At 25.9% G+C, this 16687-nt stretch carries 15 protein-coding genes; 11 read left to right on the top strand and 4 right to left on the bottom strand.

Annotation, left to right across the window (positions count from 1 at the left end; translation table 11 throughout):
• Window positions 1-9: 9 nt before the first annotated feature.
• On the top strand, window positions 10-705 hold the full coding sequence (locus RWY47_RS15330; RefSeq protein ID WP_021429354.1) for a response regulator transcription factor: 696 nt from the start codon (window positions 10-12) through the stop codon (window positions 703-705).
• Between the two features lie 277 nt (window positions 706-982).
• On the opposite strand, the gene RWY47_RS15325 is transcribed toward RWY47_RS15330, so the two are convergent.
• Window positions 983-1402: a flavodoxin gene (locus tag RWY47_RS15325; RefSeq protein ID WP_150842329.1), complete on the bottom strand. Its 420-nt coding sequence runs from the start codon at window positions 1400-1402 to the stop codon at window positions 983-985.
• Between the two features lie 197 nt (window positions 1403-1599).
• On the opposite strand from RWY47_RS15325, the gene RWY47_RS15320 reads away from it, so the two are divergent.
• The 4 genes from RWY47_RS15320 to RWY47_RS15305 all read left to right on the top strand — a co-directional run bounded on the left by RWY47_RS15320 (window position 1600) and on the right by RWY47_RS15305 (window position 6283).
• On the top strand, window positions 1600-2319 hold the full coding sequence (locus RWY47_RS15320; protein ID WP_150842330.1) for a ribonuclease H1 domain-containing protein: 720 nt from the start codon (window positions 1600-1602) through the stop codon (window positions 2317-2319).
• A gap of 259 nt (window positions 2320-2578) precedes the next feature.
• Window positions 2579-3844 (top strand): MFS transporter, encoded by a 1266-nt coding sequence (locus RWY47_RS15315; RefSeq protein ID WP_025162878.1) that lies wholly within the window; start codon window positions 2579-2581, stop codon window positions 3842-3844.
• A 107-nt stretch (window positions 3845-3951) separates the two neighbouring features.
• The gene (locus RWY47_RS15310; RefSeq protein WP_021429342.1) at window positions 3952-4176 is read left to right on the top strand and encodes an alpha/beta-type small acid-soluble spore protein; all 225 of its coding nucleotides are present in this window, start codon (window positions 3952-3954) and stop codon (window positions 4174-4176) included.
• Window positions 4177-4327: 151 nt separating this feature from the next.
• Window positions 4328-6283: a sensor histidine kinase gene (locus RWY47_RS15305; protein WP_168931903.1), complete on the top strand. Its 1956-nt coding sequence runs from the start codon at window positions 4328-4330 to the stop codon at window positions 6281-6283.
• Between the two features lie 53 nt (window positions 6284-6336).
• On the opposite strand, the gene tnpA is transcribed toward RWY47_RS15305, so the two are convergent.
• The 3 genes from tnpA to RWY47_RS15290 all read right to left on the bottom strand — a co-directional run bounded on the left by tnpA (window position 6337) and on the right by RWY47_RS15290 (window position 9291).
• The gene (tnpA, locus tag RWY47_RS15300) at window positions 6337-6738 is read right to left on the bottom strand and encodes an IS200/IS605 family transposase (RefSeq protein WP_021429371.1); all 402 of its coding nucleotides are present in this window, start codon (window positions 6736-6738) and stop codon (window positions 6337-6339) included.
• Window positions 6739-6747: 9 nt separating this feature from the next.
• Window positions 6748-7815 carry an FUSC family protein gene (locus RWY47_RS15295; RefSeq protein ID WP_168931897.1) on the bottom strand — a complete coding sequence of 356 codons (1068 nt, stop codon included), beginning with the start codon at window positions 7813-7815 and terminating at the stop codon, window positions 6748-6750.
• A 123-nt stretch (window positions 7816-7938) separates the two neighbouring features.
• The gene (locus RWY47_RS15290) at window positions 7939-9291 is read right to left on the bottom strand and encodes an MATE family efflux transporter (protein WP_150842335.1); all 1353 of its coding nucleotides are present in this window, start codon (window positions 9289-9291) and stop codon (window positions 7939-7941) included.
• Between the two features lie 180 nt (window positions 9292-9471).
• Here RWY47_RS15290 and RWY47_RS15285 point away from each other — a divergent pair, with 180 nt between their 5' ends.
• The 6 genes from RWY47_RS15285 to RWY47_RS15260 all read left to right on the top strand — a co-directional run.
• Window positions 9472-10110: a nitroreductase family protein gene (locus tag RWY47_RS15285; RefSeq protein WP_150842336.1), complete on the top strand. Its 639-nt coding sequence runs from the start codon at window positions 9472-9474 to the stop codon at window positions 10108-10110.
• Window positions 10111-10562: 452 nt separating this feature from the next.
• Window positions 10563-11147, top strand: coding sequence for an accessory gene regulator B family protein (locus RWY47_RS15280; RefSeq protein WP_224170352.1), 585 nt, complete (start codon window positions 10563-10565; stop codon window positions 11145-11147).
• 180 nt (window positions 11148-11327) lie between these two features.
• A complete protein-coding gene (cax, locus tag RWY47_RS15275; protein WP_025163127.1) occupies window positions 11328-12371 on the top strand; it encodes a calcium/proton exchanger in 1044 nt (347 codons plus the stop codon).
• 606 nt (window positions 12372-12977) lie between these two features.
• A complete protein-coding gene (locus RWY47_RS15270) occupies window positions 12978-14750 on the top strand; it encodes an EAL domain-containing protein (protein ID WP_224170351.1) in 1773 nt (590 codons plus the stop codon).
• Window positions 14751-14824: 74 nt separating this feature from the next.
• A complete protein-coding gene (locus RWY47_RS15265; protein ID WP_142730298.1) occupies window positions 14825-15490 on the top strand; it encodes a response regulator transcription factor in 666 nt (221 codons plus the stop codon).
• A 1-nt stretch (window position 15491) separates the two neighbouring features.
• The coding region (locus RWY47_RS15260; protein ID WP_316030365.1) for a sensor histidine kinase at window positions 15492-16687 on the top strand (1196 nt) is incomplete at its 3' end.

The following is a 16687-nucleotide window of genomic DNA, read 5'->3' as shown; positions in this document are numbered from 1 at the left end:
GGGGACAATATGAATAAGCATAGTATTTTAATTGTTGAAGATGATGATACAATTCGTAAATTTATAAATGCATCTCTTTCAACTCAAGGATATATAATAAAAGAGGCAATAAACGGAAAAGAGGGAATATCACTAGCTATGTCACATTCTCCTGATGTTATATTGTTAGACTTAGGATTAGGAGACATGGATGGAATAGATGTAATAAAAAATATAAGAAACTTATCTGATGTTCCTATAATTGTAGTATCAGCAAGAGAACAAGATCGAGAAAAAGTAGAAGCATTTGATATGGGAGCTGATGATTATATAACTAAGCCATTTTCAATAGCAGAATTACTAGCAAGAGTTAGGGTAGCTATTAGACACTCTGAAAAAAATAAACCAAAGGTAAACTCAAAGACTGATTTTGAACATAAAGGTTTATTTATAGACTTTGAAAAAAGAAAGGTTAGTGTTGATGGTGAAGAAATACATTTAACACCTAGTGAATATGATATACTATCATTGCTTGTAAAATATCATGGAAAAGTTTTAACTCATAATTTTATTGCAAAAGAAATATGGGGAAGTGCACTTGGTAGTGAAATAAAATCATTAAGAGTATTTATGGCAACACTAAGACGAAAAATAGAAAAAGAGCCAGCAAATCCTGAATATATAATAACTGAAATTGGTGTAGGTTATAAATTAAATGATGAATAACAAAAAGGACTGTTACAATTGATAAATTGGGGGACAGTCCTTTTTGAAATTTGTTTGTTTTAGGAAATATACAATATTTTAAAATATAGGCTTACTTATGAGCTAAGTGGAATGATATTAATTATCATTTGCTCTAATATGATGATAATTGTTTTCAATTAAAAAGTCAATATTAAATTAAATAAATTTGAAAACTTAATAAAAAATAGAGCTAATTTTTTAGCTCTATTTTTATGAACATAATAATTTTAGGATGCATTTATTGACTTTAAAAAATTTATAATTTAGCTATATTTTCTCCGAATTTAATACAAAGGTCTTTATCATCACCTTCAGGAGCTTCGTTTACTATTACTGATTCTAATGGAAGTTCAAAGCCGTATGAATCCATTTGTTCTTCCCATTTTTTCATCCATTCACCATCGCCCCATCCATAAGAGCCGAATAAAAATGCTTTCTTACCTGCACCCATACCTTTTAAAGATTCTATGAAAGGTTCAAAGTCAACCTCCTCTAGATTTTCATCACCCATTGATGGGCAACCTAGTATTAATATATCTTCATTTTTTAAATCATCTACATTTACTGACTCTACTCTTAAAAGCTCAGCTGACTTACCCTGATTAGATAAACCACTGCTTATAAGATTTGCCATAGTTTCTGTATTACCAGTACCACTCCAATATATAATTTTCATAGTTTTACCTCCTAAATGGAATTGATAATTAATATCAGTTGTTTAATTTAATGATAATTGTTTTCAATTACTATGTCAATATAAAAAGTTAAAATATAGTAAAAAAGTTTATAAAGTTTATAAAATATTTGATAAATTAATAGATTCATAATAATATTAAATTATAAACAAGGAAACTAAAGATAGGAGAGTATGCTGTGAGTAAAAAATTTTATGCAGTTAAAGTAGGAAAAAAACCGGGAGTTTATACAACTTGGGATGAATGTAAAGAACAGGTTAATAAATTTCCAGGTTCTATATATAAGAGTTTTAAAATGTTAGAAGAAGCTGAAAAATTTGCAGGAATAAAGGTAGAAAATATATCAAAGAAATCTAAAACTAATGTTAAAAGTAAATTAACATCAGAATCTAAAGATAAAGAATTAAAGCCAATAAAAAGTAAAGCAAATGTAGATTACTTTGAAAATTACATTGAACCAGAAGATATAAAATGTAATTATGATATGATAGCTTTCGTCGATGGAAGTTATGATAGAGTATCAAAAACTTTTGGATCGGGTATTGCAGTAATTGATATTGAAAAAGATTTAATTCAAGAATATAAAACAGCAGGACATGATAAGTGGGATCAATGGAATATAGTAGGTGAAATAGAGGCTGCTAAATATGCTATAAAATTAGCTCATGATGAGGGCTTAAAAAAGTTATGTATATATCATGATTTAAAAAACATTTCACTTTGGGCAGCTGGGGCTTGGCAAGCTAAAAATGAATACACTCAATCATATGTTAGATTTGTAGAAGAGTATAGTAAAGATTTATCAATAACATTTATAAAAGTTAAAGGGCATAGTTGTAATAAATATAATGATATAGCAGATAGATTAGCTAGAGAGGCGATAGAAGAATATTTATAAATAATAAAAAAATATATCTAGAAAGGGCTACTTTTATGTAGGCCTTTTTTAGGTTTAAGGAAATTATTATTTGTATTTTATAATAATTTAAATATTTAATAATGAAATGTATAAATTGATAAAATTAATAAAAACAATAAATAAAATTAAATAAGTTAAAAATAAAATTGAATATTTTAAGTGGATTAGTGACAAATATTACTCTCGTGTATATACTTATAGTATAAATAAAAAATTAAAACTAAAAGGCGGGTTAATTGTGGATAGTATAAAAAGCTTTGAAAAACCTAAAAAATTATGGAATAAAAACTTTTTTTTATTGTGGCAAGGTCAGTTAGTTTCGTGTCTTGGGGACGCATTTTACTCTATGGCTTTAGGGTTTTGGGTTCTAGATAAAACAGGATCATCATCTATAATGGGAATATTGATGGCAGCTATAAGCTTACCTAGAATTATAATTGGGCCTTTTGCAGGAGTTATAGTAGATAGATTTGATAGAAAAAAGATGATAATTTTAGGAGATCTAATAAGGGGAATAGGAATTTTATTTGTAGGGTATGCAGCATATAAAAGCATATTAGAAGTTTGGATGGTTATTTTAATTGGAGTAATATGTGGTATATGTTCTGCATTTTTCAATCCGGCAATAAGTTCAATTATTCCAGATTTAGTTTCTAATGATAACATAGTAAAAGCAAATTCAGCACAGCAAATGGCTGTGTCAACAACAAGTCTAGTAGGTAGCCTATCAGGTGGGTTTATATATTCAATTCTTGGAGCTTCAGTAATGTTTATATTTAATGGAATAAGTTATATTATATCAACTGTAACTGAAATGTTTATAAGTATACCTAAAGTAGAGCAAAAAGAATCAAAATTAACATTTAGAGAAGATTTTAAAGAAGGACTAAACTTTACATTTGGTTTTAGAGGATTAGTGGTATTGCTTGCTGTATGTTTTGCGTTAAATTTTTTCTTTGCTATTTTTTCGATACTTTTAAGACCATGGTTTATGATGGAAGAATATTTGGGAGTGGCAAGATATGGAGTCATATCTGCCTTCCAAAGCATAGGGATGATTGTAGCTAGTATATTACTTACAAATATAAATATAAAAGCTGAAAATAGAGCTAAAACAATGCTTATATCATTATTTTTAACTATCACTTTTTTCTTTTTAGGAGTACTTATAAATAAATTTTATGTAATGTGCGTATGCTTTTCTTTTGGATTATTTTTTAATACAATATCAAATACAGTTATGATGTCATCAATGATGGTTACTGTGCCACAAGATATGAGAGGGAAAGTGATGAGTATAGTTATGACTTGTTCTATAGCTATCCAACCAATAGGAACATTAATAGGAGGAGTTCTTGGAGATATTTTTTATCCAAGAAGCATTATGATAGGTTGTTTTTTAATTTGCATGATAGGATGTGTACCTTTATTTTTTAGCAAAAGCACAAAGAAAGTTTTAAACTATAATCCACAAATCCAAAATTTAGAGGATATAAAAAGGTAAAATATTAATAAATTTTAAAATATACAGTGGATTAACAGAAAATGCATAATAATACTTTTTAAAACTGTAAAAATTATAGATAATTACAGTTTAAGGAGGTAATTTTTATGACAAATAAACCGTTAGTAAGCAATGCAAAAAAAGCTTTAAATCAAATGAAGTTAGAAATGGCTGGAGAATTAGGAATACAAAGTGAACATGTTAATGGAGCGAATAAAACGTCTTATGAAAGCGGAGTAATGGGTGGAAATTTAGGTGGAATGATGAGCAAAAAATTAGTTGAATTAGGAGAAAGAGAGCTAATTAGAGAATATAATAATAAAAATAATTAATTAATTGGGCTAAATTTTAGCCCAATTTTTAAATTGTTTTTTTATGTTTAAATTTGGAAATTACAAGCAAGAGAAAGTAAAACTTGATATAATATTACTTGATAGGACAAATTCATACAAAAGATATTAAACAAGTAAGGGTTGGGGGAGAATGATACAAAAAAACAAAATAAATATATTATTTATTTTAGTTGGATTAGCATGGTTTTTGATTTTTAATACAACGTATGCATCTGAAAAAGAAAAGCATGTTTTATTTATAAGCTCTTATAATCCTAATGTTGAAACATTTTCAGACCAAATTGAGGGAATACAGTCTGGAATAAATGAAGATGTAAATCTTCAAATTGAATATATGGATTCAAGAACATTTTTAGGAGAAGAGAATAAAGAAAAATTTTATGAATTACTAAAGCATAGGTTAAGAGATCAAAAAGGGTATGATGCTGTTATTTTAGGGGATGACCAAGCATTTGAGTTTGGCATGGAACATAGAGATGAATTATTTAAAAATACCCCAATAATCTTTTTAGGTGTAAGTTCTAATAATAATATCGAATTAGCAAAAAAATCAAAATTAGTTTATGGAGTAACAGAACCACAATCTATAAAGGAAAATATAGACTTAATAAGAAAACTTCATAAAAACAAAGACATAACAATTATAACTGATGCATATTCAAATTCTTTAAATTTAGATTATAACTTAGATGTATTAAAAAAGGAATTCAAAGATACAAAATTTAATTTGATTTCTTTAAAAGATATGAGTTTTGAAGAACTTAAAAAGAAATTAAAAACTTTAGGTGATAATGATGTATTGTTTGTAATGTATGCATATAGAGATAAATTGGGAAATGTAAAATCTATAAAAGGTTCATATAAGCTAATTAGTGAAAGTACAAATGTCCCAATATATTCAACTATGAATTATGGAATAGAATGTGGATTTATTGGTGGCAAAGTAGTTAGTCATGCTGAACAAGGAAAAGCTGCAGGTAAAATAGCAAAGGAAATATTAGATGGTGAAAATCCAAAAGAAAAAATTATTGACGGGAATAAGATAGATAATTACATATTTGATTATAATAAGTTGAAATTTTATAATATAAATATAAAAAAATTGCCAAATGACTCTCAAGTAGTTAATAGTCCAATTGACACTCTTTATAAATATAAAGAAATGGTATATGGGTATTTGTCATTAACAATAAGCTTATTAATTGTTATAGCTTCATTAATATTATATACTGTAAAAAAAATAAACTATCAAAAAGAGTTAATAAAAGCAAAAGAAACAGCAGAGAATATGCAAAAATCACAAAGTAATTTTATATCTAATATTAGTCATGAGTTAAGAACTCCAGTTGCTGTTATAATGTCTGCAAATCAAATATTAGATATTAATATGAAAAAAGTTAATAATAGTTATTCAGAAAGCAATTTGAATAAAACAAATATAATAAAGCAAAATTGCAATAGGCTTTTAAGACTTACTAATAATATTATTGATATAGCTAAAGTTGATTCGGGATTTATGAACTTGAAATTAAAAAATGTGGATATAATATTTTTACTAGAAAGCATAGTTACATCTGTTATACCATATGCAGACTGTAAGAATATAGATATAATATTTGATACTAATTGCGAAGAATTAACTATGAGCGTAGATCCTGATAAAATAGAACGAATAGTATTAAATTTAATATCAAATGCTATTAAATTTTCAAAAGACAATACAAATATATATATAAATGTAAATATAGATGAAGAACAAAATGTTCTTGAATTTTCAGTAAAAGATACTGGAATTGGAATGAAATCTGAAGACTTGGAACGAATATTTGATAGATTTACGCAAGTTGATGATATTATGGTCAGAAAAAATGAAGGAAGCGGAATAGGTCTATCTCTTGTTAAAATATTTACAAATATGCACAAAGGTGATGTTATTGTAAATTCAAAACTCGGAGAAGGAAGTGAGTTTATAGTAATTTTACCTATTAGATTTATTGAAACTGAAAAAGATAATGATTTTGAAATAAACTCTTATAGTTCAAGCAATTCAAAAGCTGCAGTAGAATTTTCGGATATAAATTTTTAAATATATTAAAAAATGGCATGTATATAGATAAAACTATATCATGCCATTTAATGTTAACCTCTTTTTTTCTGAAGTTCTAAGTACTCATTTAAAACATCATCGTCAATTTCATCTTCTGTAGTTACAAAAGAGGCTCTAGTCCAAAGACTTTCCAAGTGGTTAAGATGCTCAAACTCACTTCTCAAAACCTTAGAAGAATTTACTTTGAATTTGACAATAATATCATGGGGACTTATATCAGAAAGAGCATTGACTTGAAGTTTACAGTAATCTTCTCCGCAATATATAGATAAGATTTTTATATTTAAAAGTTCTGCTTCAGACTTTATTACATCATAAAATCTTTTTTTCACCTCATCATTCTCAAAAATCTTTCTTCTATATCTAGGACAAAATACGTAATTGTACTTCAAATAGCTTATTCTTTTTTTATCTATCCTATATTTTTCTCTCATATAAATATATTACATATTAAATTTAAAAAATTCAACACTCTGATAAGTATTATTTAGATTAATACTATCGATAGATTCTTTTAATTTAATTAGGGATTCCCTATATTCTAAAACTCGCCCTAACAATAAAACACTTAGCGAATTGTTTAACTCAAATTTACTATGATCTATATCTAGTAGCTCAAAAATTTGAATATGATTATTGTTTAGCACATTATCTAATAAATATTTATGTTGTATAGTAAAATTAGATAAAAGTTCTTTTATATATAACTTTTCTTCAATCGATAAATTATTAAATTCGCCTAAATTTTTAGAAACCAAACTTAAGAAATCATAATAACTTTCACAAACAATTCCTAGATAATCTAGAGTATTAATTTTATATTTATAATGTTTTAAATGATTTTTAAGTGAATTAATTTTCGCCTCTTTATCTAAAGTTAATAAATTGGGTTTTATAGATTGATTATACAGACTTAAATTTTTAATGTTTAAAACATCTAAACTAGATATGTTCAAAAGCATATAATCAGTGATTTTAAAGGCTTCTTTAGAAAAATTAAATATCAATTCCTCTACTTTAAAGCCTTGGTTAATAGGTAAAATTAACTCATTTATGGTAATCGCTATAAGTGATCCTAATAAAATAGATGAAAGTCTTACTAGTATTTGTGATGGGTCACTCATAGTAAAAAATAAAATTAAACTACCCGAAACTAAGCTCATTAAACTGAGTTTTGTTTTATTTAAGTTAAATCTATAAAAAATAAATACATCTAAAGAACAAATTAATGCAAGGGAATATATATTCCAGCTGAAAATAATACCTATACAAAATGTTAGTATAGCTCCTAATATATTTGCAAAGAATCTTTGTATGCAATAAGTTCTAGCGCCTGAAACCGTTGGAAGCATTGCAAATACAATTCCCACAGTTATTACGGTTGTTGATATTTTAAAATAATTAGTTAAATTACATAAATAAATGCCTATTATAGCTGATAAAAGAACTTTTAGAGCTCTAGTTTCATCTTTTACTGATAATCTTTGTAATGAAAAATTATTATGATTCATAAGTAGTCCTCCGATTCAATTATATTACAATATTGTATCAGTTAGATGGATTAATTGCAACGAAAATATCAGTTTGATATAAAAACTGATACTAAAAAACAGTCTTAAAATATTTTAAGACTGTTAAATGTGAATAGATAAAACTTCAGACTCACTTAATGTATTTATTTTTTTGATATAATCAAGAATTAATGGAATACAAGCTGCAATCCAAGCCATAGGACCTGCTAAGCAAACTCCAAAATAACCTAAGAATAAAGGTAGTGTAAATGCAACAACTGTTCTAGCTAATAATTCACAAACTCCAGCCAACATAGGAACTAAAGTGTAGCCCATTCCTTGAAGTGCATTTCTATATATGAATATTAAGCTAAGTGGTATGAAGAAAAAGGCAACTGTAGTTAGGTATTTCATAGAGTAAGCAACTACATCTGGATCAGAATTTGATACAAATAGCTTAACAAATTGATCACCAAATAAAAATAGTATAAGACCTCCCACAAGGCCTATAATAATATTTATAATAGTACATTTTTTAACGCCTTCTTTTATCCTATCTATATTTCCAGCTCCTAGATTTTGAGCACAATAAGTTGCCATCGTAACTCCAAATGTTATACTAGGTTGCATAACCAATTGCTCTACTTTAGATGCAGCAGTATGAGCGGCTACAACTGTTGATCCAAATGCATTAACTGCACCTTGAAGTATAATTGCGCCTATAGCAGTTATAGAAAACTGAAGAGCCATTGGAATTCCAATACCTAAATGTTTTTTAAAATATAAACTATCAAATTTAAAATGTTTTTTCTCAAGTTTTAATATAGGAAATTTTTTGGCAGTATAAAATAAGCATAAAACTCCAGAAACACCTTGAGCAATTACTGTTGCATAAGCTGCTCCGGCAACTCCCATAGATAAATTTATTATAAAGAATAAATCAAGAATTATATTTAAAATTGATGCTACTATTAAAAAATATAAAGGTGTTTTACTATCACCAAGAGCGCGGAGTATACTCGATATCATATTGTAGAAAAATGTAGCAAATATTCCTCCATAGATAACCACTATATAAGATTGCGCGTCATCTATAATATCACTAGGTGTATTTATTAAGTGTAAAATTGATTTTGATGTAATAACACTTATAAATGTTATTAAAATTGACATAATAATAGATAGAACAATTGCACTTCCAACTGCTTTTTTTACTCCATCAACATCATTTGCTCCAAACTTTTGAGACACTAAAACAGAAAAGCCTGAAGTAAGACCTAATACGAATCCTATTATTAAAAAATTCATGGATCCAGTTGATCCAACTGCGGCAAGAGCCTTGACCCCTAAAAATCTTCCTACTATTATAGTATCAACCATACTATAAAATTGTTGAAATATATTACCTATGAGAAGTGGTATAGAAAAGTATAAAATTAGTTTTACTGGATTACCAGCGGTCATATCTTTTGTCATAAAATCCCCCTTTGTAAAAAATATATGCTTGCATATGATAGCATTATTTAAAAATTCCGACAATACTATTATATTAAAATTATTAAAAAAGGATAGTAAATTATATAAATAAAATAGTTTGACATAAAACTATTTTATTTATATAATTTAAATTAGTTTATAGACAAAGGAGAATTAAAAATGACAAACTTAGATTTCATATATAACCGTCAAAGTATAAGAAAATTCAAAGATGAACCTATTCCAAAAGAAGATATAATGGAACTTTTAAAGGCTGCAACATTTGCTCCATCAGCAAAGCATCAGCAAAACTGGCATTTTGTAGTACTTCAAAATAAAGATATGATAAATGAGATGGCTGATATAGTTACTAGAAGCCATGAAAAAATAGGTGAATTAGCAAAAACTGAAAAAGATAAAAAAATACATATGAGTGTTATAAACTATTATACATGTTTTAAAAATGCTCCTGTTGTTGTATTAGTTTATGGATGCGAGTATAAAATGATAGAATACAAGATTTTAAAAGAAAATGATGCTCCAAAGGATCTATTAGAGGTATTAGTATCTCCTCAATCAGGAGCTCAAAGCATAGGAGCAGCAGTTGAAAACTTCTTACTAGCAGCAACTCAAATGGGATATGGAACTTGTTATATGACAGGACCTACTCATGCAAAAACTGAAATTGAAAATCTTATAGGATTTGAAAAGCCTGGATATGAGTTAATGTCAATGATAGCTTTAGGTGTTGCAGAGGATAATCAACCACAACAACCACCTAGAAAACCATTAGAAGATGTTACTACATTTATAGATTAAAACCTAAATTAAAATAAAGAGCTCAAATTAGTATACTAATTTGGGCTCTTTATTTTAAATAGAATAAAAAATAAATTAAAAAAATTTTACATAAAAAAATAATTATACTATGGACTAATAAAAAAATAAATGGTATATTGTATACATAGACAACGAGATTAGACAAAAAATAACGTGACAATAGGAAATGACAAAATTTATATAAAATTAAAGCACTTTAATATAAATATATTTTAAACCAAGAAGACTTAAAGAAGTTTTCGAAATCCCCCTAAAAGTACAATAATACTATTTAAAGACTGTTTTTAAAACAGTCTTTTTTGTTTGGAAAAGTCAGTTTTTGCATTAAAAAATGGTAAATATAAACATTTAATGACTAGTTTTTTAATTTGTATTGAATAAACAAATAGAAGATGGTAATTTAAAGTAAAAAGGTAAAAAGGGAGGACTTAATGATTGAATCACTTACCGACAGACTTGTGTCATTTCTTGTGCTAAATAATATAATAGACACAGAAAAATTTGAAAAATATAGAGATAAAGTAAAATCTTTAATATTTTTGGCAATAAGCTTTGTAAGTGTAATTTTAGTTGGAATTATCTTCGGGAAAGTTACTCAAGGAATAATACTTTTAATATGTTATTTGATAATAAGAAAATTTGCCTGTGGATATAAAGCTAAAAGTTACATTATAAGATTACTAATGTTTATGGGGATATATATATTTACTATATATTCGAGTAGTTATGAGGATTTAACAACTTATAAGTTTTTAATTATTTTATTTACAGTATTAAGTTGGGGATGTATATATGTGTTAGCGCCTGTAGAGAATATAAAAAGTAAAATGGATTTTAATGATGTACTAAGAAAAAAAATTATATCTAGGGTAATAGCCACAATAATTACTTTTTTAACAATTACATTATTAAGGATAGAAATTATAAATGAATATGCGGCATTTACTTGTAGTGCTTTATATTGGAGTGCATTTATGTTAGTACTGGGGACTATAAAAAATTACATAAACAATTAAGTAAAAAAACATTTATGGGTAGATTTTTAAATTAGGAAATCCTTACCTATAAATGTTTTTTATTTTTTATGCTTATTTTTATATACAATAAGGTAGATAATATAGACAAAGGAAAATTATAGGAATATAATAAGTTAGAAAAAATACTATAAAAAAACTAAATATCTAAGAGGTGAAAATATGAAAATATTAAAATATTTACTTATATTTATACCGATAAGTATAATTGGAGAATTTATGCACTTGCCACCAACAGTAATGTTTTTATTGGCAGCATTATCAATTATACCACTAGCGGGACTTATGGGAGAAGCTACAGAAGAAATAGCTTTTTATACAGGACCTAAAATAGGAGGCTTTTTAAATGCTACATTTGGAAATGCAACAGAACTTATTATTTCGTTCTTTGCTTTAAAAGCAGGACTATTTGACGTAGTAAAAGCATCTATCGCAGGGTCGGTAATAGGAAACATACTACTTGTACTAGGAGCTAGTATGTTATTAGGAGGACTAAAGCATAAAAATCAGAAATTCAATAAAAAAGTTATAGAAGTATCATCAAGTATGCTTTTATTTGCAGTTATAGGACTTTGTGTGCCAGCAATTTTTACGCATACAATTAATCCCAGCTTGCTAAATACAAAGTATGAGGGATTAAGCATTATTGTAGCTATAATAATGTTTATAATATACATATTAAGTTTAGTATTTTCGTTTTATACACATAAAGATATATATTCATCAGAGCCTGAGAATGATGGAGAGGCTAAGTGGTCACTTAAAAAGTCTATATTTGTTTTAGCAATAGCTACTATATTAATAGCTATTGAAAGTGAATTTTTAGTTAGTGGTGTAGATTCATTAACGGCAACCTTAGGATTGAGTGAATTTTTTGTAGGTATAATAATAATACCTATAATAGGAAATGCAGCAGAACATTCTACTGCTGTTGTAATGGCAATGAAAAATAAGATGGATGTTGCTGTAGAAATTGCAGTTGGATCTAGTTTACAAATAATATTATTTGTTGCTCCTGTATTAATATTTTTAAGTTTACTGTTTACGCCTATGAGTATTGTATTTAATCCGTTTGAATTAGTAGCATTAATTGCGTCTGTTCTTATTGTAAATAGAGTTGCAAGTGATGGAGAATCAAATTGGCTAGAAGGTGTACAATTATTATCTGTTTATTTCATTATTGCAGCAGGATTTTTTATATTATAAATAAAAATAGGCCTTTTAAAAGGTCTATTTTTATTTATAATATGAAAAGTTGTTTGATACAATAAAAAAATAGATATATATAACAATGACACTATATTTAAACCTAGAATAAAGTAAATAACTAGATTAAATATAATAAGGGAGGAAACCGATATAAAAAAACTAAACAAAAACGTTTTAATAAGTTTTTTTATAGTTATTCTAATATTTGGGTCTTATTATTTAATAAAGAAAGAAAATCATGACATTATAGAAGATATATCATATAGTTATGAAAATGATAAAGCTATAGATAAAGACAATTTAAAAAAGGAAAAAGTAGAAATTTTTTCTAAAGCCCATAAAGATTCTAACGATTATTTTATATTAGGATATTATAGTGAAAACTTAGAGAAAAACAATAAAGAAGCAAAACAATATTTTAAAAAGGCAATAGAAAATCAAAATAAATATAAAAATGATTTTGCTAAATTATATAGTTATTATTATTTAAGTAAAGATGCTATAAAAAATGGAGAAACAAGCAAGGCACTAAATTATGTTAAAGAGGGTTTTAATAGTATAAGTACAGATAGCTACAGTAAGTATAAAAAAATTATTTGGAATATGCATAGTGATTTGCTGGATTTAGAAAATGGTAGAGAATTAGCCATTAAAGACTATAGAAAGATAGAAGAAAATGAGAATTTGCTAGATGATGAGTCAAAACTATATTTGTATCAAAAACTATCTACACTAAGTCTATCATTATATGGATATAATTATGATATAGAAACTAATTTAAAAGCAATAGAACTTGCTAAAAAGTTGGATAAAAAGGAAGAACTGTATAGACTTATAATACACTTGGGCGTGTCAGCGAAACAAATTGGAGAATATGAATCTGCAATTAATATAATTAAATATACGGATAAATTACAGATAGATGACAAATATGAGAATTCGATTTTAAACTGTTATAAATTAATACAGCTAGCCCAAATTGAAAGTAGGCTTGGCAATTATGAAAAATCATTAAGTTATGTAAATGAAATAGACAAGTATAGCTATTCTATAAAACAAGATGCACTAAATGATATTCAGGTTTTACAACTTTCAATAAAGAGTGAATATTATGCAGAAATAGGCGATTTCAAATCTGCACATGATTACTTAAAAAAAGCTGAATCTATGATAGATGACAATAGTCTAGATATTTATGCAAATAAAGAAATGTATTATTATAAGGCATTAGCAAATACTTATAAAAAAGAAAAGAAATATGAAGACGCTATAGATGTGTACAATAAGGGTTTGAGTTTAGCAAACAAAGAAAATCGTATAGAGTACAAGGATATATATTTACATGGATTAATAGATGTATATTCAACTTTGGGTGATGAAAAAAACGAATATAAATACAGTATTGAATTAGCTAACCTTATAAGAGAAAAGAGCAAAGAGTTTTATAAAAATCATTATTATGAGAATGTAATAGCTAAATACGGTATGAATAAAGCTAAGAAAGAAAATACAACAATAAAGTCCTTAAATAATTTCTTTAAAGTTATAATATTTATATTATTTGCTGTAATATTTAAACTTCAGATATATCCTATTATTTATAAATATATACATAGAGCTAAAGTAAAAAAATATATAAAAGAAGATAACTATTTTTTAAACTATCAGCCTATAGTTAACCCAAAAGAAAATAAAGTTATGGGATTTGAGGCTCTAATTAGGTTAGAATTGAAAAATAAACTAATTATGCCTTCTATAATAATAGAAGAAATTAATAAATGTGATATGATGGAAGAAGTTTCTGTTTGGATATTAAAGAGAATAGTTGAGGACTTTAAAAGATTTAAAAATATAGAGAATATAAATGAAAAATTCTATATTTCTATAAATTTATCACTTAAAGAAATTGAAAGCATATATATCGTAGAAACATTTAAAGAGATAATAAAAGAAGCTGATTTACCTAAAGGGGCTATTTGCATAGAGATTACTGAAAATAATAACTATAAAAATAAAGAGTCTGCAAGCAAAAACATAAAAATTTTAAAGGATAGCGGATTTTTAATAGCGTTAGATGACTTTGGAGTAGATTACTCGAATATATCTATGTTAGACAAGTTTGAATTTGACATAATTAAATTAGATAAATATTTTATTGATAATATAGGAACTTCATCTATAAATAAGACACTTATAGAAACAGCAGATTACTTATCTACTATAAAAGATAAAACTATAGTAGTTGAAGGTGTAGAGGAAAATTATCAAATGAAAATTATAAAAAATACAAAATCAAATAAAATTTATATACAAGGATATTTTTATAGTAAGCCTTTAAGTGTTCAAGAATTAGAAAAATTTAAATTATTTAAATAGAAGACAAGCTCTGGTGTTTAACCGGAGCTTGTTTTATGTTAACATAAAACAAAAAGTATGAAGGAGAATGGGAAATGGTTAACATATTAGTTGCTGATGATGATTTAAGAATACTAAGGTTAATAAATGATTTCTTAAAATTAGAAGAATTTAATGTATATAAAGCGGAAAATGGAAAAGAAGCAATTGAGTTATTTGAAAAAGAAAATATATCACTAGCTATACTAGATATAATGATGCCTATTGTAGATGGGTGGGATGTATGCAAACATATAAAATCAAAATCAGATATCCCAGTACTTATACTAACAGCAAAAGACAGTGATATAGATGAACTCTTCGGTTTTGATATAGGAGCAGATGAATATATGTCAAAGCCATTTAATCCACAGCTACTAATTGCTAGAGTAAAAAATTTATTAAAAAGATTTAACTCATTGAAAGAAAATCAAATATTTAAATATGAAGATATAATTCTTCAACTAAATAATAATGTAATAAAAATAGAAGAAATAGAAGTTGAACTTACACCTATAGAATATGAGTTAATGTTTATATTTTTAAATAATGTAGGAATATCATTAAAAAAAGATAAATTATTAGACTTAGTATGGGGTTATGATTATTATGGGGATCCTAGAACATTAGATACACATATAACAAGATTAAGAAAAAAACTAGGTTATAAATCAGAGTTGATTAAAAATATAAGAGGTTTTGGCTATGTTTTTGGGCGCTAATATGAAATCTATAAAAAATAAATTATTAACAGGAATAATACTTATAAACTCAATGATGTTAGTTGGAATATTGATATTTACTATCAGCTTTAAAGATATATATATAAAGTATACTAGTTTACAATTAGACAAATTCTCAAATGAAATAAAATTAATATTGAATGAAAGTTTGGATGAGAACACATCGAATAAGCTTCTAAAATTAACCGAAAGTAAGGGCTTAAATCTAGATATATATAATAAAGAAGGAAACTTAGAATTTAAGAACAGAATGAGCATGAATAATCATATGATGGGGAAGATGAAAAACAAATATGAAGTAGTAGATAAATACTATATAAATAGAGAATTAACTTCATATATAATACATGAAAACTCAGAAAATATTGAGTTTTTATCAATCATATCGAGCACAGATGATAACTTATACACTATAGTTATCAAAACACCTATAAGTTCAATTGAAAATAGTATAAAGATAGCTTCTACGTTTTTAATAATTATTTTTATTCCTATAATAATTATTTCTATTATAATGGCTATAATTTTTTCAATTAAGTTTACAAAACCTATAAGAAAACTAAATGAAGTAACTGATAAAATTTCAAATTTAGATTTTAATGAAAGAGTAGATATAAAAACTAATGATGAGATTGAGAAATTAGGACAAAGTATAAATAAATTGTCTGATAAGATAAATAGTAGCTTAAATGACTTAAAATATAAAAATGACGAATTAGAAGTGCTTATTAAAAATAAAGAAAAGCAAGAAAATCTTAGAAGAGAATTTGTGTCGAGTGTATCTCATGAGCTAAAAACTCCGATAACGGTTATAAGTGGATATGCTTTAGGATTAAAAAGTAATGTAGCAAAAAGTTATGAGGATCGAGAATACTATATAGATGTAATATATGAAGAAAGTGAAAAAATGGGTGTATTAGTTAAAGATTTATTAGATTTATATAAGCTAGAGTCTAAGACGTTCAGTATAAAAAAAGAACAAATAAATATAAAAGACTTAATAATAGAAACTATTAGAAATTTTGAAATAAAGATTAAAGAAAAAGATATAAATGTAACCTTAAACATAAATGATATCTATATATATGTAGATAAAATTAGAATTCAACAAGTTTTATACAATTTTATAGATAATGCTATACATCATATAGATAATAAGCGTATTTTAAATATAAC

Source organism: Paraclostridium sp. MRS3W1, assembly GCF_032465715.1.
GTDB lineage: Bacteria > Bacillota > Clostridia > Peptostreptococcales > Peptostreptococcaceae > Paraclostridium > Paraclostridium dentum.
This window is presented reverse-complemented; position numbering and strand designations above follow the sequence as displayed.

Bases quoted from the DNA above. Each gene is read 5' to 3' on its own strand.
- cax (WP_025163127.1), top strand. From the start codon at position 11,328: ATGAAAATATTAAAATATTTACTTATATTTATACCGATAAGTATAATT.
- RWY47_RS15285 (WP_150842336.1), top strand. From the start codon at position 9,472: ATGACAAACTTAGATTTCATATATAACCGTCAAAGTATAAGAAAATTC.
- RWY47_RS15305 (WP_168931903.1), top strand. From the start codon at position 4,328: ATGATACAAAAAAACAAAATAAATATATTATTTATTTTAGTTGGATTA.
- RWY47_RS15290 (WP_150842335.1), bottom strand. From the start codon at position 9,291: ATGACAAAAGATATGACCGCTGGTAATCCAGTAAAACTAATTTTATAC.
- RWY47_RS15295 (WP_168931897.1), bottom strand. From the start codon at position 7,815: ATGAATCATAATAATTTTTCATTACAAAGATTATCAGTAAAAGATGAA.
- RWY47_RS15330 (WP_021429354.1), top strand. From the start codon at position 10: ATGAATAAGCATAGTATTTTAATTGTTGAAGATGATGATACAATTCGT.
- RWY47_RS15270 (WP_224170351.1), top strand. From the start codon at position 12,978: ATGCATAGTGATTTGCTGGATTTAGAAAATGGTAGAGAATTAGCCATT.
- RWY47_RS15280 (WP_224170352.1), top strand. From the start codon at position 10,563: ATGATTGAATCACTTACCGACAGACTTGTGTCATTTCTTGTGCTAAAT.
- tnpA (WP_021429371.1), bottom strand. From the start codon at position 6,738: ATGAGAGAAAAATATAGGATAGATAAAAAAAGAATAAGCTATTTGAAG.
- RWY47_RS15265 (WP_142730298.1), top strand. From the start codon at position 14,825: ATGGTTAACATATTAGTTGCTGATGATGATTTAAGAATACTAAGGTTA.
- RWY47_RS15325 (WP_150842329.1), bottom strand. From the start codon at position 1,402: ATGAAAATTATATATTGGAGTGGTACTGGTAATACAGAAACTATGGCA.
- RWY47_RS15310 (WP_021429342.1), top strand. From the start codon at position 3,952: ATGACAAATAAACCGTTAGTAAGCAATGCAAAAAAAGCTTTAAATCAA.